This is a genomic window from Sphingomonas sp. TZW2008 (assembly GCF_002117915.1).
GTDB lineage: Bacteria > Pseudomonadota > Alphaproteobacteria > Sphingomonadales > Sphingomonadaceae > Sphingomonas.
Map to the genome: position 1 here is coordinate 461,503 of NZ_BDJB01000003.1, position 26,001 is coordinate 487,503.

Consider the following 26,001-nt stretch of genomic DNA (forward strand, 5'->3'; position numbering starts at 1 on the left):
GGCTCAGGCAGCACTGATCGCCTAACGCGGCGATCCTCCCCGCATCGGCCTAGCGGCTCAGCGGTGCGCCGCGCGGCGCAGGCGATCGTTGATCGCGGCGCCAATCCCGGTCGCCGGCACCGGCGCGACGGCGATCCGTTCGGCGGGCGCGGCATCGGCGCGGTGCAGCGCGTCGAACAGGCGCGCGGCCGCTTCGAGAAGGTCGCCGCTGGCTGACAGCGTGTCGTCGCCAGTGACCGCGCCGAAGCCGATCAGCCATTCGCCTGCCTCACGCGTGATCGCATGGAGCCGCAGCGGCTTGTGCGGCGCGTAATGGGTGGCGAGCTGCCCGGGCGCGTTGATCCGCGCCTCGCCGGCCGCGAGCGGCAGGCCGAGATCCTCCGCGGTGATCGGCCCGGGCCGCAGGATCGCAGCCCCCGCCGCGCCCCAGCCGATGATCGTCGATTCGACGCCGGCGCTGGTCGGCCCGTCGTCGAGGATCAGCGGCACGCGCGCGCCTAGGCTGGCGGCAACGTGCGCCGCACGCGTTGGGCTGATCGCGTTGCTCACATTCGCCGAGGGCGCGGCGAGCGGCCCGCCGAAAGCTCGCAGAACCGCCTGCATCGCACGGTGCGCCGGTACGCGGATCGCGATCGTCTCAAGCCCCGCAGTGACGAGCCCGGCGATCCCCGCTTCGCCGCGCAGCGGCAGCACCAGCGTCAGCGGGCCGGGCCACCAGCGCGCGGCCAGTCCGCGCGCCTCCTCGTCGAACAGGGCGATCCGCTCCGCCGCGGCGAGATCGGCGACGTGGACGATCAGCGGGTTGAAGCTCGGCCTGCCCTTGGCGCCATAGATGCTCGCCACCGCCGCGCCATGCGTCGCGTCCGCGGCGAGGCCGTAGACCGTCTCGGTCGGCAATGCGACGATCGCGCCTACGCGCAGCACCGCTACCGCCGCGGCGACGGCATCGTCGCCGAACGGCACGATACGGGGGAGTTGAGCCGTCATCGCCGCACGGTATAGCGGACCCAGCCCGGAGAAGAACATGCCCTACGCCGCCCCCATCGCCGAACAGCGTTTCGTCCTCGACCAGATCGTCGGCATCGACGCGCTCGCCGGCACCGAACGCTTCGCCGCCGCCACCCCCGACGTGATCGACGCGGTGCTCGAGGGCATTGCGCAGCTGGCGGAGGGCGAGTGGGCGCCGCTCGCGCGCGCCGGCGATACCGTGGGCGCGAAGTGGACGCCCGACGGCGTGGTGATGCCCGACGGCTACAAGGCGGCGTACCGCGCTTATGTCGAGGGCGGCTGGGGGACGATCGGCGTGCCCGAGGCGTTCGGCGGCCAGGGCCTGCCCTTCGCGGTGCAGTGCGCGGTGCTCGAGACGCTCGGCAGCGCCAACATGGGCTTCGCGCTCGCCCCGATCCTGTCAGTTGGCGCGATCGAGGCGCTGCAGCATCACGGCACGCCCGAGCAGCAGGCGACGTGGCTGCCCAAGCTCGCGACCGGCGAGTGGACCGGCACAATGAACCTGACCGAGCCGCAGGCGGGCAGCGATGTCGGCGCGCTGCGCACGATGGCCACGCCGCGCGGCGACGGCACGTTCGCGATCAAGGGCACCAAGATCTACATATCGTTCGGCGACCACGATCTGGCCGAGAACATCGTCCACCTCGTCCTCGCGCGCACCCCCGATGCGCCCGCCGGCACGCGCGGCATCTCGCTGTTCCTCGTCCCCAAGGTGCGCAGCGACGGCACGCCCAACGACGTTCGCGTCGTCTCGATCGAGCATAAGATGGGGCTGCACGCCTCACCTACCTGCGTGCTGGCGTTCGGCGATCACGAGGATTGCGTTGGCGAGCTGATCGGCCCCGAATATGGCGGGATGCGCGCGATGTTCACGATGATGAACAACGCGCGCCTCAACGTCGGCCTACAGGGCGTGCAGGTGGCCGAGGCGGCGACGCAGAAGGCGGTCGAATACGCCCGCGAGCGCGTCCAGGGCGCACGCGAGGGCAAGCTGACGGCAATCATCGAGCACCCCGACGTGCGCCGCATGCTGATGCGGATGAAGGCACAGACGCAGGCGGCGCGCGCGCTGGTCTATTATGCCGCGGGCCAGGTCGATCGCGCCGGGCTGGGTGATGCCGCCGCGCGCGACCGGCTGGAGATCGCGACCCCGCTCGCCAAGGCGCACGGCACCGATCTCGGCAACGAAGTCGCGAGCCTCGGCGTGCAGGTGCACGGCGGCATGGGCTATGTCGAGGAGACCGGCGCGGCGCAGTTCTTCCGCGATGCGCGCATTACCCCGATCTATGAGGGCACCAACGGCATTCAGGCTGCCGACCTCGTCGGGCGCAAGCTGTCGCTGTCGAACGGCGCGGCCTTTGCGACGCTGATCGACGATCTGCGCGGCGCCAAGCACGAGGGGCTGGGCGCGCTGGTCGCCGCGTGCGACGCGGTCGGCCGCCGCTTGCAGACGGCCGACGCCGACGATCGCAATGCGGCGAGCTATCCGTTCCTCACCATGCTGTCGGTCGCGACGTGCGGCTGGCTGCTCGAGCGCGAGGCGGCGGCCGCGGGCGACGACGCGTTCGGTCGCGCCAAGAAGGCGGTGGTCGCCTTCTACCTCGATCAGATCGTGCCCGAGGCGATGGGGCTGCGTGCCGCGGCCGAGGCGCTAGCCGCCCCGCTCTACGCGCTGTCGGCGGAGGCGTTCGCCGCGTGAGCCTGCCGTTCAACCTGCCCGCCTATATCGATCGCATCCGCCTGCCCGCCCGCCCGACGCTCGATCATTTCGGGCTGGCGGCGGTTCAGCGCGCGCATCGCCTCGCAATCCCGTTCGAAAACCTCGACGTCGCGCTCGGCCGCCCGATCGCGATCGATTCCCCCGCCGTCTTCTCGAAGCTCGTCGTCGCGCGCCGCGGCGGTTATTGCTTCGAGCAGAACCGGTTGTTTCTCGACGCGCTGGGCGCACTGGGGTTCGACGCACGCCCGCTGCTCGCGCGCGTCTGGCTCAACGGCGACGGCGTGCCGCCCAAGACGCACACGCTGAGCCTCGTCACCGTCGACGGCCAGCCGTGGATCGCCGATGCCGGCTTCGGCGGCAGCTACGCGCCGCCGATGCCGCTCGCCGACGGGGCGGAAGCGGAGGCGCCCGACGGCGCGCGCTTCCGCCTAACGCAGGATGCGACGCACGGCTGGCTGCTCGCGCGCGACGGCCATGCGGCGAGCACCGACGGGCGCGGCGCTGGCGACGGCTTCCAGCCGCAGTACAGCTTCACCACCGACACCGTCTGGCCGGCGGATCTTGCGCTGTCGAACCACTGGACGTCGACCGCGCCTGGCACGCGTTTCACCACGCTGAAGATCGCCAGCATCGTGCTACCGCACGGCTTCGCCAGCCTGACCGATCGCGCTTACCGCCGCCGCGCCGGCGAGGAGGAGAATGAGGCGACGATCGGCGATCCGCGCGTCTATCGCATGCGGCTGAGCATGATGTTCGGGATCGATCTCACCGCCGAAGAGGTAGCGGCACTCGGGCTGTTCTGATCGCCGCGGCTCAGGCGCGCTCGCGCGCGAGCAGGTCGGCGGCGTCGAGCCCGAGCAGATCGATGTAGCCGTGGATGCGCGGCCAATGCTGCGTCACGAACGTCTCGCGCTCGGCCGTCCGCAGCCGCTCCGACGCGCCGGGAAGGACGAACATGCCGACCCCGCGCCGCACCTCGACATAGCCCTCGTCCTGGAACGACTGATACGCCTTGGCCACCGTCAGCGGATTGGCGCCATGTTCCGCGGCGAGCGCACGTACCGAGGGGAGCTGGTCGCCCGCGCGAAAATCGCCGCGCAGAATTCCCGCGGCGATCGTCCCGCGCAGCCGGATGTAGACCGGGCTGTCCTCGCTGCTCAGCGCTGTCATGCTGCCTTAATACAGCAATGAACGCGCACGTCGAGTCCTAGACTGTCCATTTCCGGACAGTTGTCGCGAGGTCGGGCCGCGGCCGCTCCTCCAGCCCGCGCGACGGGGTGCCGATGAACATGAAGCCGGCGATCCGCTCCGGCGCAGCGCCGAACGCGTCGCGCACCGGCTCGGCGAACGCCGCCCAGGTCGTCAGCCATCCGGCGGCGAAGCCCATCGCATGCGCCGCATGGAGGAGGTTCATGCATGCGGCGCCAGCCGACAATTCCTGCTCCCACACCGGGATCGGGCTGTCGAGCCGCGGCGACGACAGCACCACGACCAATGCCGGCGCCTGCCGCGCAAACTGCACCTGCGCGTCGAGCTCGTGCGGCTTCGCGTCGGGCTTCTCGGCGCTATAGGCGTCGACCAGCAGCGCGGCGAGCGCTTCGCGCTGCTCGTCGCCGACGATCACGAAGCGCCACGGCGCGAGCTTGCCGTGATCGGGGGTGCGGCTGGCGATCGCGCACATTTCGGCGAGCTGCGCCTCGCTCGGCCCCGGTGCTACCAGATCGCGCGGCTTGCCCGAGCGGCGCGAGGCGAGCAGCGCGAGCGGTGTTGAGGTGTCGTTGAACATATCCGCCCTCTTATCGCGAACCGTTCGCAAGTCGAGCGCAATCGCGGCAACGCAGCGTTGCGGTGCGCCTGGCCGGCGGTCGTCTCACCTGCAACAACCCGCTTGGCATCCGCGCGCGATGCGTTAGGTTCGCCCGCTTTGGGGGAGGCCTCTCCCGATCCGCAACTTGGCCCGGCTGTATCTTGGGAGCGTATCCTTGCCCATCATTCCATCGATCGCGCTCGGCTTCCTTGCGATCCTGATCGGCGGCGGCGCCGTCGCGGCGACCACCAAGGGCCCCGAGTTCATGGGCCATCCCAAGGGTCTCTACGTCCTGTTCTTTGCCGAAATGTGGGAGCGCTTCTCCTATTACGGCATGCGCGCGCTGCTGATCTTCTACCTTACCAAGCACTGGCTGTTCGACGACGGCAAGTCGAACCTGATCTACGGCGCCTATACCAGCCTCGTCTACATCACCCCCGTGCTTGGCGGCTATCTTGCCGATCGCTATCTCGGGCAGCGCAAGGCGGTGGTGTTCGGCGCGGTGCTGCTGACGCTCGGCCACCTGCTGATGGCGGTGGAGGGCGACGGCGGCCAGGGTTCGGCGGCGATCAACGTCTTCTGGATGGCGCTCGCCTTCATCATCGTCGGCTCGGGCTTCCTGAAAGCGAACATTTCGGTGATCGTCGGCCAGCTCTATCCGCTGACCGACGTGCGCCGCGACGGCGCGTACACGATCTTCTACATCGGGATTAACACCGGCGCGGCGATCGGCACGATCATGGCCGGCTGGCTTGGCGAGACCTATGGCTGGGCCTATGGTTTCGGCGCGGCGGGGATCGGCATGCTGCTCGGCCTCGTCGTGTTCGTCCTCGGCAAGCCGCTGCTGCTCGGCAAGGGCGAGGCGCCGCATCCGCTGACCAAGAAGGCCGAATGGTCGATCTACGCGATCGGCCTCGCCGCCATCGCGGTGATATGGGCGCTGGTTCAGTATCAGAGCGTGATCCAGACGCTGCTGATCATCTCGGGCGTCGCGCTGCTCGGCTACGTCCTGTTCGAAAGCTTCAAGCTCGAGCCGCATGCGCGCGACCGGATGTTCGCCGTCTTGTTCCTGATCGCGCTCAACCCCGTTTTCTGGGGCCTATTCGAACAGGCGGGCGGCAGCCTCAACCTCTATACCGATCGCTACGTCGATCGCGGCGGGGTGCCCGCCTCGCTGTTCCAGTCGATCAACCCGATCTACATCGTGCTGCTCGGCCCGATCTTCGCGGGCCTGTGGGTGTGGCTCGGCAAGCGCGGACTCGAGCCCTCCGCGCCGGCCAAGTTCGGCCTCGCTTTGGCTCAGGTCGGCCTGTCGTTCCTGGTCTTCGTTTGGGGCGCGCATACCGTCGGCGTCGAAGTCGCGACGCCCGTCTTCTTCGTCTTCGCGATCTACTTCCTGCAGACCACTGGCGAATTGTGCCTCAGCCCCGTTGGCCTCAGCGCGATGAACCGGCTCGCGCCCAAGCACCTCGCCAGCCTGATCATGGGCGCTTGGTTCTACATGACGGCGGTGGGCAATTTCGTCGCCGGCAAGATCGGTGAGGCGACCGGCGGCGAGAGCGGCGAGATGACCAAGGAGGCGACGCTCGCGGTCTATTCGACGATCGGCTGGTGGACGATCGGCATCGCCGCGGTCGTGCTGGCGCTGAGCCCGTTCGTGCGTCGCCTGATGCACCTCGACACGCTGCGCAACGACGGCGACCACGCGATGGCCGGGGAGGCGGAACTCGCCGAGCCGCAGGCAGCGGGGATCAACACCGCCGCGGCGACGCGCCACTGACGCGCCGGCCTGCTGCAGGCAAGCCGGCGCGGCCAGCGGGCGCGCGCCGCTTGGTCCTGTTCAACAAGCCGTTCGACGTCCTAAGCCAGTTCACCGATCGCGGCAGCCCGACGCAGCGGCGGACGCTGTCGGACTATATCGACCTGCCCGGCGTTTACCCCGCCGGTCGGCTCGATCGTGACAGTGAAGGATTGCTGCTGCTGACCGACGATGGCCAGCTTCAGGCGCGGATCGCCGATCCCCGTTTCAAACTGCCCAAGACGTATCTCGTGCAGGTCGAGGGCGTGCCCAACGACGCCGCGCTCGATCAGCTGCGCGCCGGCGTCACGCTCGCCGACGGGCCCACCCGCCCCGCCGAAGCTGCAGTGATCGCGCCGCCCGCGCTGTGGCCGCGCGATCCGCCGATCCGCTACCGCGCGGCGATCCTCGACAGCTGGCTGCGACTGACGATCCACGAAGGACGTAACCGCCAGGTACGCCGGATGACGGCGGCGGTCGGACATCCGACACTGCGTTTGGTGCGCTGGCGGATCGGCGAGTGGTCGCTCGACGGTCTGGCGCCGGGCGTGTGGCGGCTGGCGTGAAGATCTTCTTCGACGGCGGCTGTCGCCCGCTGCCCGCCGGGATGGAATATGCGCTGGTAGCGGCGGGCAAGTTGACGATCTGCCGCGATCTGGGTGCCGGCACCAGCATGGAGGCGGAGTGGCTCGCGCTGATCGCCGCGGCGCGGCTCGTGGTCGCGCTGGAGTTGTGCGAGCCGATCCTGCTGGGCGATGCGGCCGCGGTGATCGCGCAGGCGAACGGCGCGGTGCGCTGCCCGCCGCGCCACGCGGCGCAGCTCGCGACGCTGCGCGCGCTGCCGCTCCCGCCGCGCACCCGCATCCGCTATTTGCGGCGCGCGCAGAACCTCGCCGGCATCGCGCTGGCGCGGCTCCACGATCGCTAGGCCGCCCGCTCAGTGCGCGCTGGTCGACGCGCTGAACGCCGCCGCTTCGCGCAGCAACTGCTCCAGCTTGCCCCGCGCGGTCTCGGTCATCGAGATGCGTCCGGTCGGCCCCGGCTCCGCGACTAGCAGATCGCACGGGCCGAGCACCGCGATCCAGCGGTCGAGCAGCGATGCCGGCGCCTGGCACAGCCGCCCCGCTGCGCGACGATCGACCGGGGCGCCCTTCTCCTCTTCGGCGATGAAGATCGCGAGCAGCAGGTCCCACGGCCCCTCGGTCGCGAGATCGCTTCCCTCGAGCATCGCGCGCCGCCCGCGGCGGATCGCCTGATGCCGGCGCGCCATCTCGAGTATCATCTTTTCCATTGTGGGACCTCGGAACCGAAAAGAAGGGTGCCGCCCGCCCCCGGGCGGGCTAAGACCGCCGCCGGGCAACCGCGCGCATGATCGCGCAGGAGCGCCCGGCTTGACGTAAGGTGCGTGAATGGGCGTGTCGGGCAGTGATCGGACGGAATTGCTTCGGGATCTCGAACATCTGCTGACGTCAGCGCTCGATACGGCGGAGGCGGCCGGCGAGCTGGTCGTCGCGCTGCACGTCGCGCACGCGCTGGAAACGCTGCGCCCCGGCGGGCTCGACGCGCACGATGCGGAGCGCCTGCACTGACGCTCATGCGAGATCGCCGCGCGCGCGCAGGCTGACGTGGCCCGCGGCGCCGATGATCAGGTGATCGTGCACCACGATGCCGATCTGCCGACACACCGCCGCCAGCGCACGGGTGATTGCGATGTCCGCCTTGCTCGGCTGCGGATCGCCCGACGGATGATTGTGGACGAGGATCAGCGCCGCCGAGCCGAGTTCGAGGCAGCTTGCCACCACCTCGCGCACTGGCAGCGGCGCGCCGTCGACGGTGCCTTCGCTCAGAAGCTCGTCGCGGATCAGCCGATTGCCGGCGTCGAGATGCAGCAGCCGCACCTGCTCAACGCGGCGATGCGCCAGATCGGCGCGTAGATAGTCGAGCAGCGCAGCCCAGTCCCCCAGCAGCGGGCGCTCGGCGATCCGCTCGTGCAATATTTCGTGCACCGCTTGGCCCAGCGCGTCGACCAGCGGCGCGACACCGCTGCCAGCGAGCCGCTCGATGCGCTTACGTGAGCCCGCGAGCAGCGCGCCGAGCGAGCCGAACTCGTCGATCAGTGTCGCCGACGCACGACCCGGCTCTTCGACGACGCCCGTCAGGATTCGGGCAAGGATCGTCTCGGCCGGCGGGGGTGGCGCCAGATCGCCGCTGCCAGCAGTACGAGCTGCGGGATGCTCGATGCGCTTTCCATGATGGCGTAGACGTCGAGATCCATTGCCGGATCGATCACCCGCCCGAAATGCGCGAGCGTCGACACGATCTGAAACGCGGCTGCGATAATACACCATCGGCGCCCATGTCGGATCGCCAGCGCCACCAGTCCGGCGAGCACCGCGAGGTCGATCAGCAGCAGCCGGATCAGGACCTGCGGCGCATCCGCGCGGATGGTGGGCAGCGATAGATAAGACAGGAGCGCGGCCGCGGCGAACAACGCCACCGCCAGACGCTCCGGCAGTGCCGCGCGCCACAAGGCGAGCGCGGCGAGCACGGCGAAGGCGAGATAAAAGGCGATGACGAAGGCCATCGCGCGATCCTGCCCGCGCCGCGCGGCGGCATCAACTCACGGCATCTCGCACGGGCACCACGGCCCCCAGGCGGTGACCCCAATCTGCGGCGGCAACCGATAGAGCTCGAGTTCGAGCCGCGCGACATCGCGCCGCGCCTTGATCGAACTCGCCAGCGCTTCGGCAGCGACGTCGAGCGCATCGAAGCCGAGCGCCAGCGGCATGCGGCGGTTGCGCCGCTCTTCGACGAAGGTGGCGATGGTGCGCGCGGTCGCAGCGACGGTGTTGTCCGCCGCGGTCATCGCGCTGACGATGTCGCTACCGACCTGATCGACGAAATGCATGGCATCATCGGGCACGACCGGTGCGGCGCGGACGGAACGGGCGAGCAGCTTGCGCTCGAGGGCTTCGGCGGTGACGGTCATCGGTGCTCCCCGCTCGCGCGGAGAGCGCACCGCGCGAGGCTAGTAAAAGGTTCGGATGATCCACGCGGTGAAAGCCCGGAAGCTTTCGACGAGCATCGGCGTGGCGGCAAAGATCACGATGATCCCGATGGTCGTCGCGACGATCATCGCGACGGTCGAGATCCGGCCGTCGAGCGATGCTGGCTGCTCGCGGACCGGTCGCACCGCCAGTGGTTCGGGAAGGAAGATCGCTCGTTCTTCCTGGACCATCGCCGGGCGACGATCACTGTCATCACTGTTCCGAACGGTTTCGGGGATAGCGAACGGCTGGTTAGTGGGTGAACCACTATCCGCCTGCGCTACGTCCGAGAGCGCGTCCCGCCCCGGTGCATCGTCGGTCATCCCCGCGGCGTCGGCCGCGCCGAGCATCCGCGCCGCCTGGCGCCGGGTGACGCCCCCCAGCTTGCGGCGCGCACTGGCGACTTGATTCTCGATCGTGTTGGGCGAGCGGCCGAGCGCGCGCGCGATCTCATCGGTTTGGTAGCCGCCGTGCACCATGCGAAGCACGGTGCGCTCCCGCTCGCTCAGCGATGCGACGGCATCGAGCCCGCGCACGTCATTCTCCATCACGCTCATGGCTAGTTAGACATAGATCAGTGCAACGCGCGATGGCGAGCGGATTTCCAAGGTGTCGCCGGTCACGCCGGGTAGCGGCGGCGCAACTGGACGAGCGCGGTGTCCAGCGCCGATAGGAAGCGCGAGCGATCCTCCTTGCCGAACGGCTTCGGCCCGCCGATCTGCTCGCCGCCCGCGCGAAGATCGCTCATGATCGCGCGCACTGCCACCGCGTTGCCGATCGACGCGGCGGTGAACGGCTTGCCGGTGGGGGCGAGCACGCTCGCGCCCGCCTTGATGCATCGATCGGCGAGCAGGATGTCCGCCGTCACGACGACCGCCGCGGCGTCGGCATGGTCGGCGATCCAGTCGTCGGCGGCATCGAACCCGTCCGACACGACGACGCGGCGGATCAGCGAGTGCGCGGGCACGCGCAGGTGCGCGTTGCTGACGATGGTGACGGGCACCGCGAGGCGATAGGCGACGCGGTAGATCTCCTCCTTCACCGGGCAGGCATCGGCGTCGACGAGGATGGCAGGGCGCAGGCTCACGCCCGCTTCCCTGCCATCGATGCCGTCGTCCGGCTAGCCGCGGCAGGCGCGGCGCCGATCAGAAGCCGATCGCGAGCTTCGCGTACAGGAACCGCCCGTTGAAGCCGAACGGCGAGAAGTTGCTGTACGGCAGGAACTGGTAGGTCGCCGGGTAGCTGCCGCCGACCGCCGCCGGGCGCGGCCCGAACGGGCGGCGATCGGGGTAGACGTCGAACACATTGTCCGCGCCCACCGTCAGCTGCGCGCCACGTACGTCGACGCTCAGCGACAGATCGGTCACCCACTTCGGGCTGAGCCGCTGATCGTCGGGGCCGAGTGCGGTGAGGCTGAGCGCATCCGCGCCGAGCGGCGCGGTCGTCTCAGGCGAAATTACCGAGCCGTAGCGCGTGGTGCGCGCCGACACGCCGATCCCGGCGATCTTGCCGTCGGTCGCCAGCACCAACTTGTCACGCGGCTGACCGCGTTCGAAGCGGATGCCCTCGACGCGCCCGAACAGGACGAGGCCGGGGATCTGCGACAGGCCGCTGAGATTGTTCAGCCGCTCGTCGATCTTGTTCTGCGTGTAGTTATACGCTGCCGAGAAGTTCCAAGCGCCCAGCCCGCCAAGGTTGGCGCGATAGGTCGCCACCGCGTCGACACCCTGCGTCGTCGTATCGAGCCCGTTGAGGAAGAAGCGCGCCGCGCCGACGCTGGCGAAACCGTTGGCGTCGAGGATCGCCTTCACCGCGGCATTCTGCGCCGCGGTGCCGACGCCGGCCGCGCCGAGGTTCTCCGACAGGACGATGCGGTCTTTGATCTTGATGTGGAAATAGTCGACCGTCAGGTTGAAGCCGGGGAACGGGTTGGCGGTGAAGCCCGCCGACAGGTTGAGCGACTTTTCGGGATCAAGCGGCTGCGAGCCGAGCGCACGCGCCACCGGGCTGTTCACCGGCACCGTCGACACGTCCACCGGCACGCCGGCGAGGAAGTTGGTCGAGGTGGTGGTGAAGAACTGCTGGTGCAGCGACGGCGCGCGGAAGCCGTTCGACACCGAACCGCGCACCGCGAAACCTTGCGTGAATTCGTAGCGCAGCGCGAGCTTGCCGTTCAGCGTATCGCCGAAATCGCTGAAATGCTCGTAGCGCCCCGCCGCCGTCGCGGTCAGCCCGTCGAACAGGTCGGCGTCGAACTCGAGGTAGCCGGCGAAGCTGTCGCGGTTGACGTTGGTGCGCGCCGAGGCGGGCAGCCCGCCGAAGCCCTGCGCGCCCGCTGCCGCGGTGCGGCCGGGGAAGGTGCACACGCCCGTCGCCGCCGCGAAGTTGCCGCCCTGCGCGTCGCAGTTCGCCCGCGTCGTCGTCTGCGTCGGCACGAAAAACGGGCCGGTGCGATAGGATTGCGGATCGCCGGGGCGGATCTCGAAGATCTCGTGGCGATATTCACCGCCGAACGCGAACGTCAGCGGGCCGGCGAGCCCGATGTCGAACTGGCGCGACAGATCGGCGTTGGCGAGGATCTGCGAGAAGCGCAGGCCGCCGGCATCGAAGTTGCGCTGGCTGTTCGGCCCGAACGACACGTTGACGCTGTTGGTGGTGCGGTAGCTCAGCTCGTTGCGCCCGAAGCCGACCGAGAAATCGCTCTTGAACCCGGCGATTTCGGTGCGGATGCCACCGGTGCCGGCGAGATCGTCGATGCGCGACTGGATGAAGGGCAGATAGCCGTCCGGCGTCAGCCCGACGAAATTGGCGTTGGTCAGCGTCGCACCCGGCAGCACCGCGGAGAAATCGCGGTTGGTCGCGGCCGACTGCTGGCGGAAGTTCGCCGCCGACTGGCCGTCGCGATGGCCATAGGTGAAGAAGGCGTAGAAATCGGCTGCGCCGAGCGGCACTTCCGAATTGATGAGGAAATTGAAATCCTCGGTCTTCGCATCGCCGTAGCGGAAGTTGAGGCGGTTGAACGACGCCTCGCGCGCGTCGAACGTCGTCGTCGACGGGCGAATGTAGTTCGGCCGGAGGTCATAGCCCTGGCGGTTGGTGAAGCCGCGGTCGCGATACTCGCCGGTAAAGTTGAAGAATCCGCCGTCGCCCACGGGCAGGCCGACGTTGACGCCGTAGGTCAGCAGCTCGCCGTCGCGCGCCTTGCGCTCGCCGTCGCTGTTCGCCTGAAGGTAGCGCGTGTCGGCGGGATCGAGCACCGGCTGTCCGCCGTTCAGCACCAGCCCGCCGAAGTTCGACACGTCGTTCAGCGTCGTGACGTACTTGCCAAAGCTCACCTGCGCGCGGCCGCCGTCGCTTGCGCTCTTGAGCTGGACGTTGATCACGCCCGCGATCGCGTCCGAGCCATATTGCGACGAAGCGCCGTCGCGCAGCACTTCGATCCGCCCGATCGCCAGCGCCGGGATCTGGTTCATGTCGACCGCCGCCGAGCCGCGCCCGACGGTGCCGTTGATGTTAAGCAGCGCGGACACGTGGCGGCGCTTGCCGTTGACCAGCACCAGCGTCTGATCTGGGCTGAGGCCGCGCAGCGTCGCGGGGCGCGTCACGTCCGATCCGTCGGCGATCGACGGCTGCGGGAAGTTGAAGGAGGGCACCTGCTGATTGAGGATCTTGTTAACTTCGCCCAGCCCCGACGATTGCAGCGCGCTGTCCGAAATGACGTCGATCGGCACCGGGCTGTCGGCGACGGTGCGGTTGGCGACGCGGCTGCCGACGACGACGATCGTGTTCTCGGGCGTCGCATCGGTCTCGCCGGCGGGCTCGGTCGAGATTTCCTGGCTCGGCGCGGTCTGGGCGGTCTGCGCGACGGCCGGCATGGCGACGGCGGCGAACGACACACCGGCGAGAAGACGAACGTACTGACGCATGAAGAAACCCCCTGTTATCTCGGGTGGCTTCCCCTCCACCCGTTTATGTGCGGAGGCTGCGTCGTTCAGCGGCGGCGCGCAAGCGGCTGATCGCCGATCGGTTGCTTTGCGACAACAATGTTGCAGCGCGGCAACATCGCTGCGTTAGCCAGTCGTGCCGGGAACCCCGTCCGCTGCGCCGTCCGAAGCATCAAAAGGCTCCGTGCGAGCATCGCGCTGCTCGCGCAGGATCTGCCAGCCGGTGAGGAATAGCGCGCCGAAGAGCGGGCCGACGACGATCCCGCTCAGGCCGACGAGATCGATCCCGCCCAGCGTCGTCACCAGCACCAGCCAGTCCGGAATGCCCGTATCGCGGCCGACTAGGATCGGGCGCAGGATATTGTCCGCCAGCCCGATCACGACGACGCCCGACACGATCACGACCGCCGCCTGCCAGATCGCGCCCGTCGCGAGCAGGTAGATCGCGACCGGCCCCCAGATGATCGCGGGGCCGATCGCCGGCAGCAGCGCGGCGATCGCCATCAGCACGCCCCACAGCAGCGCGGCGGGCAGCCCGACGATCCAAAAGGTGATCGCGCCCAGCGCGCCTTGCACCAGCGCGACGACGCCCGATCCCTTGATCGTCGCGCGCACGACCGCGACGAACTTGTCGCTGAGCCGCTGCGCCACAGTCCGCTCGAGCGGCAGCGCGCGCACCACCGCCGGCCCGATCCGCTCGCCGTCGCGCAGCAGGAAGTAGGTGACGTAGAGGCCGACGCCGAACGCGAGCAGGAACGCCGCGGCATTCGCGCCGATCGATAGCGCGCGCTGCGCCAGCATGCTGGCGCTGCTGCCCACCGCTTGCGTGATCTGCGCCTGCGCGCGTTCGAAACTGCCGAACCCGGCATTGTCGAGCAGGCGCTGCAGCCGCGTCGGCAGCGCATCGTGGATCTGATCGAAATAGGTCGCGAAGTTGATCTGCCCGCTGCGCATCTGCGCGTAGACGCCCGCGGCCTGATCGACGACCAGGCTGGCAACGATCATCGCCGGGATGACGACCGCGACGGTGATGATCAACAGCGTCAGCGCGGCCGCGCGATTGCGCTTGTCGGGCGCGCGGGCGAGCATGCGCTGGAACAGCGGCTGGAACAGCAGCGCCGCGAGCGCCGCCCACAGCAAGGCGCCGGCGAAGCTCGATACGATCAGCATCAGCCCGATCGTGATCAGCGCCAGAAACGTGATCAACCCGCCGTTCTCGACGCGGTGTCGCCGGATAGCCATGAACCTGCCGAAGCCCCCTTTTGGTATATCGAGCACGCTAAACGCAGTTTAGCGCAAAAAGTATGGGCTGCACGTCATCGCCGCTGAACGTGACCCGCGCACGGCGCGTTTGCATTGCATGACCTTCCGTTTCGACAACAGCTACGCCCGCCTGCCGGCCCACTTCCACGCCCCCGCCGCCGCGGCGCCGGCGCGGGCACCGCGGCTGATCCGCGTCAACCATCCGCTCGCGCGCGAGCTCGGGCTCGATCCGGCCATGCTGGAGAGTGCTGACGGCATCGCAATTCTCTCCGGCCAGACGGTCGCGGAAGGGTCGCAGCCGATCGCGCTCGCCTATGCCGGTCATCAGTTCGGCAATTTCGTGCCGCAGCTGGGCGACGGGCGGGCGATCCTGCTTGGCGAGGTGATCGATACACAGGGCCGCCGGCGCGACATCCAGCTGAAGGGCGCCGGCCGCACCTTCTATTCGCGCAGCGGCGACGGCAACGCTGCGCTCGGCCCCGTGCTGCGTGAATATCTGGTCAGCGAGACGATGGCCGCGCTCGGCATTCCCACCACCCGCGCGCTTGCCGCGGTGCTGACGGGCGAGACGATCGTGCGAGACGCCGAGCTGCCCGGCGCGATCATCACCCGCGTCGCGGCGAGCCACATCCGCGTCGGTACCTTCCAGTTCTTCGCGGCGCGCGAGGACGTCGACGCGCTGCGCCTGCTCGCCGACCATGTCATCGCGCGCCACTATCCCGATGCCTCATCGGCCGACCGCCCGTATCGCGCGCTGCTCGACGCGGTGATCGCCGCGCAGGCGCGGCTTGTCGCGCAGTGGCTGCTGATCGGCTTCATTCACGGCGTGATGAACACCGACAACGTCTCCGTCGCGGGCGAGACGATCGATTACGGCCCATGCGCCTTCATGGACGAGTACGACCCCGCCACGGTGTTCAGCTCGATCGACCGCGCAGGACGCTACGCCTATGGTAATCAGCCGCGCATCGCGCACTGGAACCTGACGCGGCTGGCCGAGGCGATGCTGCCGCTCCTGGCGGACGACAGCGATCCCGCGATCGCCGACGCGCAGGACGCGCTCGCCGCCTTCGGTCCCGCGTTCGAGCGCGCTTATCACGGCGGGCTGCGCCGCAAGCTCGGCCTGGCCAGCGAGGAAGCCGGCGACATCGATCTCATCAGCGAGCTGTTGACCAAGATGCAGCAGAACCAGGTCGATTTCACCTTGTTCTTCCGCGCGCTGGGCGATGCTGTGGCGGGTGACGAGGAGCCAGCACGCGCTCTGTTCGTCGATCCTACCGCCTATGACGAATGGGCGGCGCGGTGGCATGCGCGGCTGTCGGACACGGTGGGTGGCGAGGATCGCCGCGCGGCAATGAACGCGGTCAACCCAGCCTTCATCCCGCGCAACCACCACGTCGAAGCGATGATCGCCGCGGCGGTCGAGCGCGACGATTTCGGACCATTCGAGGAGATGCTTGCCGTCCTCGCGCATCCGTACGACGATCAGCCCGACTATGCGCGCTACGCGCAGCCGCCGCTGGCACACGAGCGCGTCGCCGCCACCTTCTGCGGCACGTAATCGGTCAGGCCGTCCACTCCGCCAGATCGTCCTGCTCGCCGATCAGCGCGAGGCCGTGCGCGATCGACGTCAGCTCGCCCCCGGTCGCGATTCGCTCCGCGCCGAAGCGCCGGTCGAAAATCGCGCGGATCGCCGGGATCAGCGATGATCCGCCAGTTAGGAACACGCGATCGATCGCGCCTGCCTCGGTCGCCGCACGCGCCAGCGCGACGTCCATCGCCGCCTCAATCCGCGCAAGGTCGCCCGCGATCCACGCCTCGAACTCAGGCCGGCGTACCGGCGCGCTGATCGCCACCCCGCCGCCCTCAAAGGCGAAGCGCGCTTCCTCGTCGACCGACAGGGCGCGCTTCACCCGTCCGACCGCATCGTAGAGCGGGAAGCCCTGCTCGTTCTCGATCAGCGCGATCATCCGCCCGATCGCCGCGGGATCGGCGGCGTCACGCTGCAGCTTGCGCAGTTCCTCCAGCGTGCGGCGGTTGCGCATCATCGCTAGGCGGGACCAGTCGGCAAAATCGCTGAAATAGCCGCCGGGTATCTCGAGCAGCTTGCCGAACGAACGGTAGCTGCCGCCCTTGCCGAGCAGCGGCAGTACCAGTTGGTTCATTATCCGCTGATCAAAGCGATCGCCCGCGATACCGACGCCGGCGGATGCCAGCGGCACGCAGCGGTGCGGCGCGCCGGGCGCGGCGACACGCACGATCGAGAAGTCGGTCGTGCCGCCGCCGAAATCCGCCACCAGGATCGTCGCCGGCTCGGTCAACCGCGCGGCATAGCTGTAGGCCGCGCCGAGCGGCTCGTAGACATAGTGAATCCCGGTGCCGAACCCCTCGAGCATCAGGTCGTAGCGCGCCCGCGCCAGCGCCGGATCGGGCCGCGCCCCGGCATATTCGACCGGGCGGCCGACCACCACGCGGCGCGGCCGATCGGCGAGCGCGCCGCCGGTGTGCGCCACCAGCCGCTGCAGGAAGCGGCGACCCAGATCCTCGAACCGGAACGGCTTGCCGAAGATCAGCGCGCGCTCGAACGACGCGCTCGCCGCGACGGTCTTGAACGATTGCACGAAGCGGCTGTCGAGCGGCGCATCGAGATATTCGGCAATCGCCCACGGTCCCGCTTCGTGCGCGATCCCGTCCCAGCCGCGATCATCCTCCCAGAAGCACAGCGCCGACCGGAACACCGCCCCCGCCGCCGCGTCGCCAGCAAGCTCGACCAGGCGCGACGTCCCACGGCCATCGGCGAGCGCCGCGACGGTATTGGTCGTGCCAAAATCAAGGCCGAGTGCGGTCGCGGCGTGATCCATGGCGCTGCTCCTCAGGCAATGCGGGGCGGCGCCTATCGCACGTCGATCCTGGCGCCACAACCACACTTCAGCGGCTTGCAATTGTATTGCGTACAATACATACTAACGCAGCAAGCAAGGAGATGTAGCATGAGCCATCTGTACACCACCAAGGTTACTGCGGTCGGCGGCCGTAGCGGCACGATCAAGAGCGAGGACGGCATCCTCGATCTGCCGCTCGCCATGCCCAAGGAACTTGGCGGCAAGGGCGGCGCGACCAATCCCGAGCAGCTCTTCGCCGCGGGCTATGCCGCATGCTTCGAGAATGCCGTGATCCACGTCACGCGCGCGCAGGCGGATAAGGTGCGCGACGACCAGATCGAGGTCGTCGGCGAGGTCGGGCTCGTCCCCGCCGGCGCCGGCTTCGGCCTCACCGTCACGCTCGACGTCGCGATCAGCGGCGTCGATCAGGCGAAGGCGGAGCAGATCGTCCAGGCCGCGCACGCCGTGTGCCCCTATTCCAACGCCATCAAGGGCAATGTAGACGTCAAGCTCAACGTCACCGCGCGCTGAGACACGAGCGAGGCCGGGTGCGAGAGGCGACGTGCGATGACGGATGACGATCCCCTGCTGCTTGATCGGCAGGTGTGCTTCCCGCTCTACGCCGCCTCCAACCTGTTGAACCGGCTGTACGGGCCGGTACTCGGCGCGCTCGGCCTCACCTATCCGCAATATCTCGTGCTGCTCGTGCTGTGGGAAAAGGACGCGCAGTCGGTCGGAGCGCTCGGTGCGCGGCTGCATCTCGACAGCGGGACGCTGACCCCGCTGCTCAAGCGAATGGAGCGCGCCGGGATCGTCACGCGTGACCGCGATCCCGCCGACGAGCGCCGCGTCATCATCCGCCTCACCCCCGAAGGCCGCGCGATGCGCGCGCGCGCGCTGCACGTGCCCGAGACGATGGCGGGCGGGTACGATCCCGAAGGGGTCGAGGAACTTCGCGAGCGGGTGCGCGACCTCGTCGCCGTTCTTGCGCGTCACGATGCGAAACGCGGGACCTGACGAGGCGAGTTCGCGCTATTCCGTCGCGTGTCGGAGGTGCCGATTTCGCCTCGCCGCTGCATGAGCCGGCCAGACCAGCGGCGCGCTCTGCAGCATCATGGGGACGGCCAACGAAGTCACGAAGCCGAGGGCCGCGACGCTCGCCAGGTAAACGCCTCTTGACTCGCGTCGCATCCGCCGCAGCAGCCACACGAGCGTCAGGCCAAGCAGCAGGCTTGCCGTCAACAACACGGCCAACGCGATCGCAAACGGCAGCAAGGCGAGTTCGACCGACCACCCGATATCGCGCGCGGCGATCCGCCGGACAGGAAGCCACGCACTTGCAAGCTCCAGCGTGAATACCGTCGGCAGTCCGCCGCAACGAACGCGCTCACGGAACGGTTACAGCGCCCGCGACCTGCCGTTGTAGCGCCTGCGGATGAGCTCATCTCGCGGTGTGGGGCGGCAGCGTCCGTAGCTTTCAACCATGGCAAGACATCGGCCAAACACCGGGCTCGGCAACCCAGCGCGGGATCGGCCGTTACCCGATCATGGCAACGCTCACCATTCCGCGCTCCTCCCCGCTCGTCGCCGGCACCATCGTCGCCGGCGTGCTGGGCGCGAGCGCGCTGCTTGGCCGGCGCAATGCACCCGATGCGTCGCATCCCGGTGTCGCGCGGTGGTATCGCCGGCTCAGCAAGCCGCCCTTCACGCCGCCCAAGCCGGTATTCGGCGCCGTGTGGCCGGTGCTCGAAAGTGCGATGGCGGTCGGCGGCTATCGCGTGCTGCGCGCGCCGCCCTCACCGCAGCGCACCGCGGCGCTCGGCCTGTGGCTCGGCACCAGCGCGATGATCGGCGGCTGGACCGAATTGTTTTTCCGCCGCCACGCGCTCAGCGCCAGCACTGCCGCCTCGGCCGCAACGACGGTCGCGAGCGCGGGCTATGTCGCCGCCGCCGCGCGCGTCGACCGGCCCGCCGCGCTTGCCGGCGCCCCGCTGACCGGCTGGCTCGTCTTCGCCACCGTCCTCGCCAACAGCGTGCGACGCCGCAACGCCTGATAAAGGGGAGCGGCGGCGCGGACTGGCATGCGCTTGCCGACTGCTGCGAAGCATGGGATTACGAGCGCGGAGAGGATAAAGCCGTGCCGAACACCCGTCATCTCGTCGATCCCGAGCTCGCGCCGCTACTCGATGCATGGCCGGCGTTCGATCTTTCGGTGGAGACGCTGCCGGCGGTGCGCTCGCGGCAATTGCCGCGGCCGCCGATGCCGCCGGTCGACGTCGCCTACGATCTTCTCAAGGCGCCCAGACGCGATGGGGCACCTAGCGTTCCGCTTCACGTTTATCGCGCGCGGAACGCGGACGGCGCTTTACCGTGCATTCTTCACCTGCACGGGGGCGGCTATGTTGCCGGCAGCGCGGGCGAGCTAGCGGACTTTCATCGGGTGCTGGCGGACGATCTTCGCTGCGCCATCGTCTCGGTCGACTATCGCCTTGCGCCGGAGACGAGCTTCCCCGGCAATATCGAAGATTGCTACGCCGGGCTCGATCACGTCATGCGCGAGGCCGATGCGCTGGGGCTCGACACTGCGCGCGTCGGGGTGATGGGCGAGAGCGCTGGCGGTGGGCTCGCGGCGGCGCTGGCATTGCTCGCGCGTGACCGCGGCGAGCATCGCCTGGCGTTCCAGCACCTCATCTACCCGATGCTCGACGATCGCACCTGCACCGCCGATCCGCATCCGACCGCCGGCGAGTTCATTTGGAACCGCGCAAAGAACATCTTCGGCTGGACGGCGCTGCTCGGCCACGAACCGGGCCGCGAAGGCGTGTCACCGCACGCCGCCCCGGGGCGCGCGATCGATCTTGCTGGCCTGCCGCCTACGTTCATCTCGACCGGCGCGCTCGATCTCTTCGTCGACGAGGACATCGACTATGCCCGTCGCCTGATCGCCGCCGGCGTGCCGACCGAGCTTCACGTCTATCCCGGCGCCTTTCACGCCTTCACCATCGTGCCCGGCGCGCGCGTGGCGCAGGCGGCGCAGCGCGACAGCCGCGAGGCGTTGCGCCGCGCACTCCACGGGTGAGGCAAGTCGCCGCGCGGCAGTGCCATAGCGATCGCGGTTCACTGTATAGTGTCTGGTCGGGCAGCTGCTGATCCGTGAAATGCTAAGCGGAGGCCGAAGCTCATGGTGTTGTCGGTCTGCGCAAGCCGGGTGGATTGACGCTTCATTGCCACTTGGGAGTGACGAGCGTGATCCTCGTCCTAGCGCTGTTCCATCGAACGATCTGTTGGTCGACGACTAAATAGCCGTAGCCGGATCGCATGGCGCGGGTGTGGGCCTGCTTTGGCGAAGCCAGCCACCGCGTGCGTGGCTACGCGCTATGCGCCAGTCAGCGAGCGGTCGGCGGCTGCTGACCGCTCAGGCTTGACGCTGGGCGCCGATGCGACTTCGGCGCTCCAGGCACTGGTTTCACCCATCTTCGAGCAGCCGCGCGGCTTCGGCGAGGACGCCCGCGATCCGCGCCGGTACGCTGGGGCTGGTGCATACGTAGGTCGGCGAGGGATGCGGCATCGCAAGCACCACGACATCGGGCCGCGTTGCGGTGACCAGATCGCGCGCCTCGCCGCAACGCGCCCGGCGAGTACGACGACGCGCAGCCGCCGGAGCAGCGCGAGCAGCGGCGGCAGAGACGCGCGCCCGGCAACGATCTCGCCGCGCCGCAGCGCGCGATTGCGCGCGCCGGGCGCGTGGACGATCCACGGTACCGCGTTCCAGAGCAGCGTATCGCCGCGTGCGATCCCCGCCGCGCCGAGGAAGCGGACGAGATTGCGCGCGGTGCCCGTGGCGTTGTCGCGCGAGACGATGCGCGGCGCGCCGTCACTCGGCGCACGGCCAGGACACGGGTCTGGGCCAGGCGTTTCGAGCAGCAGCAGGAGGCGCGCTGTGGCGCCGCCATCCGCCGGGTCAAAGCCCGGCACGCGCCGTCCGTCGACGGCGAGCGATGCCCGCCACGCCTCCAGCCGGCGCTGCGCCGCCGCGGGTATCGCCGCCCCTATCCCTTCTTCGCCGCGATGTAGCGGTTGACCTGCTCCTCTAGCACGTCGAGCGGCAGCGCGCCCTGGCTCAATACCGCCTCGTGGAAATCGCGGATGTCGAAGCGCTGGCCGAGTTGCTGCTCGGCACGCTTGCGCAGCTCGGCGATCTTGAGTTGGCCGACCATGTAGCTCGTCGCCTGCCCCGGCCAGTTGAAGTAGCGATCGACCTCGCGCGCGATATCGGTGTCCGAGACCGAACTGTTCGCCTTGAAATACGCGATCGCCTGCTCGCGCGTCCACCGCTTGGAATGGATGCCGGTGTCGAGCACAAGCCGGATCGCGCGCCATACCTGCAGCGAGAGCATGCCGAAGCGATCGTAGGGTGTCTTGTACACGCCCATCTCGTTCGCCAGCCGCTCCGAATAGAGCCCCCAGCCTTCCATGTACGCGCCGTAGCCGCCGAAGCGGCGGAACTTGGGAATGCCCTGCAGCTCCTGCTGACGCGCGATCTGGAAATGGTGCCCCGGCGCGCCCTCGTGCGCCGCGATCCCCGCCACCTGCACCTTCTGCGTCTGGTTCATGTCGACGAGGTTGACGTAATAGATGCCCGGCCGCTTCCCGTCGGCCGACGGCGAATTGTAGAAGGCGGTCGACGCCGTTCCCTCGCGCCACTTCTCCACCGCACGCACCTCGAGCGGCGCCTTGGGCAGCACGCGGAAATAGCGCGGCGCGGCGGTCATCACCGAGGCGATCACCGCGCGCGCATCGGCGAGATATTGTTCGCGGCCCGCCTCGGTATTGGAATATTTGAACTGCGGGTCGGTGCGGATCTTGTCGAAGAACTGCTCCAGCGTGCCGGTGAAGCCGACCTCCTTCTTGATCGCCTCCATCTCCTGCCGGATCGCGGCGACCTGCTGCAGCCCGGTCTGATGGATCTGATCGGCGGTGAGCTTGGTCGTCGTCGAGCCTTCGAGCCGGTCGTTGTAGTACGCCGCGCCATCGGGCAGGCTCCACGCGCCGAAATTGCCCTTCGACTTGGGCTCGATCTCGTCGAGCGCGGCGAACAGCATGTCGTAGCCGCGCTTGAACGGGCCGGTCAGTGCCGCTTGCGCGTCGGCGATCAGCTTCGCCTTGGTCGCCGCCGGCGCGTCGAGCGCGGTCACCTTCTTGCGGAAATCGGCAAGCACTGTCGAATCCGTGCCGCCGTCGAACGGCGCGCCCGTCACCACCTTCTTCGCGTCCGCCCGCGCCGGCGCGAAATTGACCTTGTTGGGGACGATCCCCGCCGCCGCCTGCTCGCGCATCGTCGCGGTCACTTCGCGCATCACGCGCTCGGTCTCGCGCAGCCGCGCGATATACGCCTCGGCATCGGCGACGGTGTCGATCTTATGCGTGTTGATCAGCAGCACGGGGATGTCGCCCGCCGGGCTGCCGTTGGTCGATACGGGGAAGCGCAGCTTGCGGAAGCGGAACGACTCGCGGCTGCGCTCCACCTCATATTCGAACAATCGATAGCTGACGCGCGCGCTCTCCCCCAGCTTGGCGGGATCGAACTGCGCGCGCATCGCCTTCAGCTGCCGCTCGGCCAGATCGCGCGATCGCACCGCGGCGGCGTCGGTATAATCGTCGAGCTTGTCGTAATCGGTCTTGAAGCCCAGCTGCGTCTGCGTCTCGGGGCTCAGCGCCACCTGTTCGTCATACGCCTTGTCGAGGAACGCGAGCAGCGCCGCATCCTGCGCGCCCGGCTGTGCCGCGGCCGGCGTCGGTGCCGGGGCGCTCGCCGTCGCCAGCGGCACGGCGGTCAGCAACAGCAGGGCAAGGGTCGCACGCATAGTCATTCTCTCCTGATCGATGGCGCGCGTTCTTGCCGCGAATGCTGCGCGACGCAATCGCAGCGCGATCACGTTAGTTGTGGAAAAGCCGCGCCTTATTCCTCGGCCGAGCCGAAATCGGACGGCCGCCGCCGCGGCATGCGCGGCCCGCGCCGGTTGAGCGCCTGCGCCACGCGATCGAGCAGGTCCGATCGGCGATACGGCTTGCCCAGCACGTCGAGCCCCGACTGACGCGGTCCCTCGATCACCAATTCCTCATTATAGCCCGTCGTCATCAGCACCGGCAGCTCGGGTGCGAGCGCGCCGATCCGATCCGCCAGCACGATGCCGTTGATCGATCCGGGCATGACAAGATCGGTGAAGAGCAGGTCGAACGTATCGGGCTCGGTCGCCTCGAACAGCTTCAGCGCAGCATCGCCGGTCTCCGCCGACGTCACGCGATAGCCCACCTCTTCCAGGATTTCGCGCGACAAGGCGAGCACTTCGGGGCTGTCCTCCACCACCAGGATGTGCGCCGAGCCGCGCCCGCGCGATCCCGCATCCGGCGCGGGCTGCGGCGCTTCCGGCGGCTCGGTGACGGGATCGCGCGCGATCGGGAACAGCATCCGCACCTGCGTACCCTGTCCGACGACGCTCTCGATTTCCAGCCGGCCGCGCGATTGCTGAACGAAGCCCGATGCCATCGCCAGCCCGAGCCCGGTGCCTTTGCCGGTGCCCTTGGTGGTGAAGAACGGCTCGGTCGCGCGGTCGATCACGTGCGGGGGCATGCCCTCGCCTTCGTCCTTCACCTCGACCGCGACATAGTCGCCCGGCGTCAGCCCGCGTGCGGCCGCGTCGCCGTTGAGGTGGATCTTGCGCGTCGATATCTCGACCAGCCCGCCGTCGGGCATCGCGTCGCGCGCGTTGATCGCGATGTTGAGCACCGCCATCTCGAACTGCTCGGGATCGATCACCGCCTTGGGCAGCCCGCGCCGCAGGCTGAGATGGACTTCGACGCGCTTGCCGAGCGAGCTTTCCATGACGTCGATGAAGCTCGTCAGGCAAGCGCTGACGTCGGTTGGTCGCGGATCCAGCCTGGTCTTGCGCGCGAAGGCGAGCAGCTGCCCGGTCAGCTTCGCGCCGCGTTCCGCCGCGCCGCGCGCGGCGTTAAGATAGCGCAGCACGCGCTCGTCCTCGACGCGCCCGGTGGCGAGTTCGAGATTGCCGTTCACCACCTGCAGCAGGTTGTTGAAATCGTGCGCCAGCCCGGCGGTCAGCTGCCCCACCGCCTCCATCTTCTGCGCCTGGAGGAACGATTTCTCGCTCTCGCGCCGCCGCGTCACGTCGAGCTGGCTGGCGAAAAAATAGAGCAGTTTGCCCGACGTGTCGTAGACCGGGCCGATGAACACCGCGTTCCAGAACGGCGAGCCGTCGCGGCGGTAGTTGAGCAGTTCGAGCGCAATCGAATCGCGATGCTCGACCGCGGTGCGCAACTCGGCGACCGCCTCACGATCGGTCTGCGCGCCCTGCAGGAAGCGGCAGTTGCGTCCAAGCACCTCGTCTTCCTCATATTGCGTGAGGTCGAGGAATGCCTTGTTGGCGAAGACGATGGGATTGTCGTCCTGATGCGGATCGGTGAGGATCATCGGCATCCGCGTCATCTCGATCGCGGCGAAGAACACGTTACCGCGATCTTCAAGCCCAGGCTCGGTGATGGTCGCCTCGCGCCAGTGATGCAGCCCTGGGCGGCCGAGCGGCTCGCGTGCGCCCACATCCGCCGCGCCCTCGGCCGGCACGCCGCTGCTCTGCCCGCCGCCCTCGACGTCCCGGCCGTGCGGCTCACGACCCTCTAGTTCTTCGTCACCACTCACACGCTGTCCTTCGACGCTTGGTCCGCACCGGATTACGTCGGCCCGACCTGCGTTGAACAGCCATAAGACGATTCCGCTCCGCGACGAAAGACGCGGGCGTTGTCAGCGCTCGAGCGACGTGGCCAGTGCGTGCAGCCGTGCGTCCGCAGCGGCGCGGAGCCACGCGATCAGTTTCACGCGGAATGCCGGCGTTCCGCGCTCAGCCGCGTCGACGAACCATCGCTGCGCGGCATCGTCGTCGCCCGCGGCGTGGAGCATCCGCGCATGGTTGAACGCGCCGCGAAAATCGCCGCCCGCCGCGCGCGCGTAGCAATCCGCCGCGCGCGCCATGTCGCGCGGCCCGGCCCAGCCGTCTTCGGCGAAACTGCCGACGTAGTTGAGCGCCTTGGCGTAGCCCATCCCCGCGGCGCGCTCGAACCACGCGAGCGCAGCCTCACGGTCCTGCGCCACGCCCTCGCCCAGCGTCAGACGGGTGGCGTAATTGTACATGCCTTCCGCCAGCCCGCGCTCGGCGGCGAGGCGGAAGCACGTCGCCGCCCGCTCCATGTCGACCGCGACGCCCCACCCCAGTTCGTAGCAGCGCCCAACCATGTTGAGCGCCATCAGGTGATGCTGCGCCGCCGCGCGCCGGAACCAGCCGAACGCCGCGGCAGGATCCATCGCAACGCCAACGCCGTCGAGCAGCATCTGCGCGTAGACCGCCTGCGCCTCGGCATGCCCCTCCTCCGCCGCGGCGCGCAGGAACGCCGCGCGCGCGGCGGGCGGCCCCGCGAGCCGCGCGGCGATCTCCTCCGATGTCAGCGTATCGAGCAAGCGCG

The 26,001-nt window shown here is 68.8% G+C and carries 27 protein-coding genes; 11 read left to right on the forward strand and 16 right to left on the reverse strand.

What is annotated here, in order from left to right:
* Window positions 1-57: 57 nt before the first annotated feature.
* The gene (locus tag B7L05_RS03885) at window positions 58-987 is read right to left on the reverse strand and encodes an L-threonylcarbamoyladenylate synthase (RefSeq protein WP_085809091.1); all 930 of its coding nucleotides are present in this window, start codon (window positions 985-987) and stop codon (window positions 58-60) included.
* A 37-nt stretch (window positions 988-1,024) separates the two neighbouring features.
* Between B7L05_RS03885 and B7L05_RS03890 the strand changes: the two genes are divergently transcribed.
* Both B7L05_RS03890 and B7L05_RS03895 read left to right on the forward strand, forming a co-directional pair.
* Window positions 1,025-2,707 (forward strand): acyl-CoA dehydrogenase, encoded by a 1,683-nt coding sequence (locus tag B7L05_RS03890; protein ID WP_085808879.1) that lies wholly within the window; start codon window positions 1,025-1,027, stop codon window positions 2,705-2,707.
* Entirely contained in the window at window positions 2,704-3,531 is an 828-nt protein-coding gene (locus tag B7L05_RS03895) for an arylamine N-acetyltransferase (protein WP_085808880.1), read from the forward strand. The genes B7L05_RS03890 and B7L05_RS03895 overlap by 4 nt, the downstream gene beginning before the upstream one ends.
* A gap of 10 nt (window positions 3,532-3,541) precedes the next feature.
* On the opposite strand, the gene B7L05_RS03900 is transcribed toward B7L05_RS03895, so the two are convergent.
* Window positions 3,542-3,898, reverse strand: coding sequence for a GntR family transcriptional regulator (locus tag B7L05_RS03900; RefSeq protein ID WP_085808881.1), 357 nt, complete (start codon window positions 3,896-3,898; stop codon window positions 3,542-3,544).
* Window positions 3,899-3,935: 37 nt separating this feature from the next.
* Entirely contained in the window at window positions 3,936-4,514 is a 579-nt protein-coding gene (locus B7L05_RS03905; RefSeq protein WP_085808882.1) for a nitroreductase, read from the reverse strand.
* A 286-nt stretch (window positions 4,515-4,800) separates the two neighbouring features.
* Between B7L05_RS03905 and B7L05_RS03910 the strand changes: the two genes are divergently transcribed.
* From B7L05_RS03910 to B7L05_RS03920, 3 genes are read left to right on the forward strand one after another with little or no spacing between them, the layout of a single operon-like run.
* The gene (locus tag B7L05_RS03910; protein ID WP_179187122.1) at window positions 4,801-6,315 is read left to right on the forward strand and encodes a peptide MFS transporter; all 1,515 of its coding nucleotides are present in this window, start codon (window positions 4,801-4,803) and stop codon (window positions 6,313-6,315) included.
* 50 nt (window positions 6,316-6,365) lie between these two features.
* Window positions 6,366-6,899, forward strand: coding sequence for a pseudouridine synthase (locus B7L05_RS03915; protein WP_256926592.1), 534 nt, complete (start codon window positions 6,366-6,368; stop codon window positions 6,897-6,899).
* Window positions 6,896-7,261, forward strand: a complete 366-nt coding sequence (locus B7L05_RS03920; RefSeq protein ID WP_256926593.1) for a ribonuclease HI — start codon at window positions 6,896-6,898, stop codon at window positions 7,259-7,261. Before B7L05_RS03915 ends, B7L05_RS03920 begins: the two co-directional genes overlap by 4 nt.
* A gap of 9 nt (window positions 7,262-7,270) precedes the next feature.
* On the opposite strand, the gene B7L05_RS03925 is transcribed toward B7L05_RS03920, so the two are convergent.
* Complete coding sequence (locus B7L05_RS03925) at window positions 7,271-7,624, reverse strand: hypothetical protein (RefSeq protein WP_085808885.1); 354 nt, start codon at window positions 7,622-7,624, stop codon at window positions 7,271-7,273.
* 118 nt (window positions 7,625-7,742) lie between these two features.
* On the opposite strand from B7L05_RS03925, the gene B7L05_RS03930 reads away from it, so the two are divergent.
* Window positions 7,743-7,922: a hypothetical protein gene (locus B7L05_RS03930; protein WP_085808886.1), complete on the forward strand. Its 180-nt coding sequence runs from the start codon at window positions 7,743-7,745 to the stop codon at window positions 7,920-7,922.
* A gap of 3 nt (window positions 7,923-7,925) precedes the next feature.
* On the opposite strand, the gene B7L05_RS03935 is transcribed toward B7L05_RS03930, so the two are convergent.
* The 7 genes from B7L05_RS03935 to B7L05_RS03960 form a co-directional block, all read right to left on the reverse strand.
* Window positions 7,926-8,573 carry a RadC family protein gene (locus B7L05_RS03935; protein WP_256926606.1) on the reverse strand — a complete coding sequence of 216 codons (648 nt, stop codon included), beginning with the start codon at window positions 8,571-8,573 and terminating at the stop codon, window positions 7,926-7,928.
* Window positions 8,489-8,917 (reverse strand): hypothetical protein, encoded by a 429-nt coding sequence (locus B7L05_RS17645; RefSeq protein ID WP_256926594.1) that lies wholly within the window; start codon window positions 8,915-8,917, stop codon window positions 8,489-8,491. Before B7L05_RS17645 ends, B7L05_RS03935 begins: the two co-directional genes overlap by 85 nt.
* Before the next feature lie 36 nt (window positions 8,918-8,953).
* Complete coding sequence (locus tag B7L05_RS03940) at window positions 8,954-9,322, reverse strand: hypothetical protein (protein ID WP_085808888.1); 369 nt, start codon at window positions 9,320-9,322, stop codon at window positions 8,954-8,956.
* A gap of 39 nt (window positions 9,323-9,361) precedes the next feature.
* Window positions 9,362-9,937 (reverse strand): helix-turn-helix transcriptional regulator, encoded by a 576-nt coding sequence (locus tag B7L05_RS03945; protein WP_085808889.1) that lies wholly within the window; start codon window positions 9,935-9,937, stop codon window positions 9,362-9,364.
* A 62-nt stretch (window positions 9,938-9,999) separates the two neighbouring features.
* Entirely contained in the window at window positions 10,000-10,467 is a 468-nt protein-coding gene (locus B7L05_RS03950; protein WP_085808890.1) for a YaiI/YqxD family protein, read from the reverse strand.
* Window positions 10,468-10,525: 58 nt separating this feature from the next.
* On the reverse strand, window positions 10,526-13,306 hold the full coding sequence (locus B7L05_RS03955) for a TonB-dependent siderophore receptor (protein ID WP_085808891.1): 2,781 nt from the start codon (window positions 13,304-13,306) through the stop codon (window positions 10,526-10,528).
* Between the two features lie 144 nt (window positions 13,307-13,450).
* On the reverse strand, window positions 13,451-14,566 hold the full coding sequence (locus tag B7L05_RS03960) for an AI-2E family transporter (protein WP_085808892.1): 1,116 nt from the start codon (window positions 14,564-14,566) through the stop codon (window positions 13,451-13,453).
* Window positions 14,567-14,684: 118 nt separating this feature from the next.
* Here B7L05_RS03960 and B7L05_RS03965 point away from each other — a divergent pair, with 118 nt between their 5' ends.
* The gene (locus B7L05_RS03965) at window positions 14,685-16,148 is read left to right on the forward strand and encodes a YdiU family protein (protein WP_085808893.1); all 1,464 of its coding nucleotides are present in this window, start codon (window positions 14,685-14,687) and stop codon (window positions 16,146-16,148) included.
* Between the two features lie 4 nt (window positions 16,149-16,152).
* Here the strand turns inward: B7L05_RS03965 and B7L05_RS03970 are convergent, their stop codons facing one another.
* Window positions 16,153-17,448: an Hsp70 family protein gene (locus B7L05_RS03970; RefSeq protein WP_085808894.1), complete on the reverse strand. Its 1,296-nt coding sequence runs from the start codon at window positions 17,446-17,448 to the stop codon at window positions 16,153-16,155.
* Window positions 17,449-17,577: 129 nt separating this feature from the next.
* On the opposite strand from B7L05_RS03970, the gene B7L05_RS03975 reads away from it, so the two are divergent.
* From B7L05_RS03975 to B7L05_RS03995, 4 genes are all read left to right on the forward strand, one after another.
* A complete protein-coding gene (locus B7L05_RS03975) occupies window positions 17,578-18,000 on the forward strand; it encodes an organic hydroperoxide resistance protein (RefSeq protein ID WP_085808895.1) in 423 nt (140 codons plus the stop codon).
* Between the two features lie 36 nt (window positions 18,001-18,036).
* On the forward strand, window positions 18,037-18,486 hold the full coding sequence (locus B7L05_RS03980; RefSeq protein WP_085808896.1) for a MarR family winged helix-turn-helix transcriptional regulator: 450 nt from the start codon (window positions 18,037-18,039) through the stop codon (window positions 18,484-18,486).
* 530 nt (window positions 18,487-19,016) lie between these two features.
* Window positions 19,017-19,523 carry a TspO/MBR family protein gene (locus B7L05_RS03990; protein WP_085808898.1) on the forward strand — a complete coding sequence of 169 codons (507 nt, stop codon included), beginning with the start codon at window positions 19,017-19,019 and terminating at the stop codon, window positions 19,521-19,523.
* Window positions 19,524-19,606: 83 nt separating this feature from the next.
* Entirely contained in the window at window positions 19,607-20,548 is a 942-nt protein-coding gene (locus tag B7L05_RS03995) for an alpha/beta hydrolase (RefSeq protein ID WP_085808899.1), read from the forward strand.
* Between the two features lie 296 nt (window positions 20,549-20,844).
* On the opposite strand, the gene B7L05_RS17340 is transcribed toward B7L05_RS03995, so the two are convergent.
* The 4 genes from B7L05_RS17340 to B7L05_RS04015 all read right to left on the reverse strand — a co-directional run bounded on the left by B7L05_RS17340 (window position 20,845) and on the right by B7L05_RS04015 (window position 25,996).
* Window positions 20,845-21,444, reverse strand: a complete 600-nt coding sequence (locus tag B7L05_RS17340) for a uracil-DNA glycosylase family protein (RefSeq protein WP_179187110.1) — start codon at window positions 21,442-21,444, stop codon at window positions 20,845-20,847.
* Window positions 21,445-21,518: 74 nt separating this feature from the next.
* The gene (locus B7L05_RS04005; protein WP_085808901.1) at window positions 21,519-23,339 is read right to left on the reverse strand and encodes a DUF885 family protein; all 1,821 of its coding nucleotides are present in this window, start codon (window positions 23,337-23,339) and stop codon (window positions 21,519-21,521) included.
* Window positions 23,340-23,428: 89 nt separating this feature from the next.
* Window positions 23,429-25,183 carry a PAS domain-containing protein gene (locus B7L05_RS04010; protein ID WP_085808902.1) on the reverse strand — a complete coding sequence of 585 codons (1,755 nt, stop codon included), beginning with the start codon at window positions 25,181-25,183 and terminating at the stop codon, window positions 23,429-23,431.
* Window positions 25,184-25,285: 102 nt separating this feature from the next.
* The gene (locus tag B7L05_RS04015; RefSeq protein ID WP_085808903.1) at window positions 25,286-25,996 is read right to left on the reverse strand and encodes a tetratricopeptide repeat protein; all 711 of its coding nucleotides are present in this window, start codon (window positions 25,994-25,996) and stop codon (window positions 25,286-25,288) included.
* Window positions 25,997-26,001: the final 5 nt, after the last annotated feature.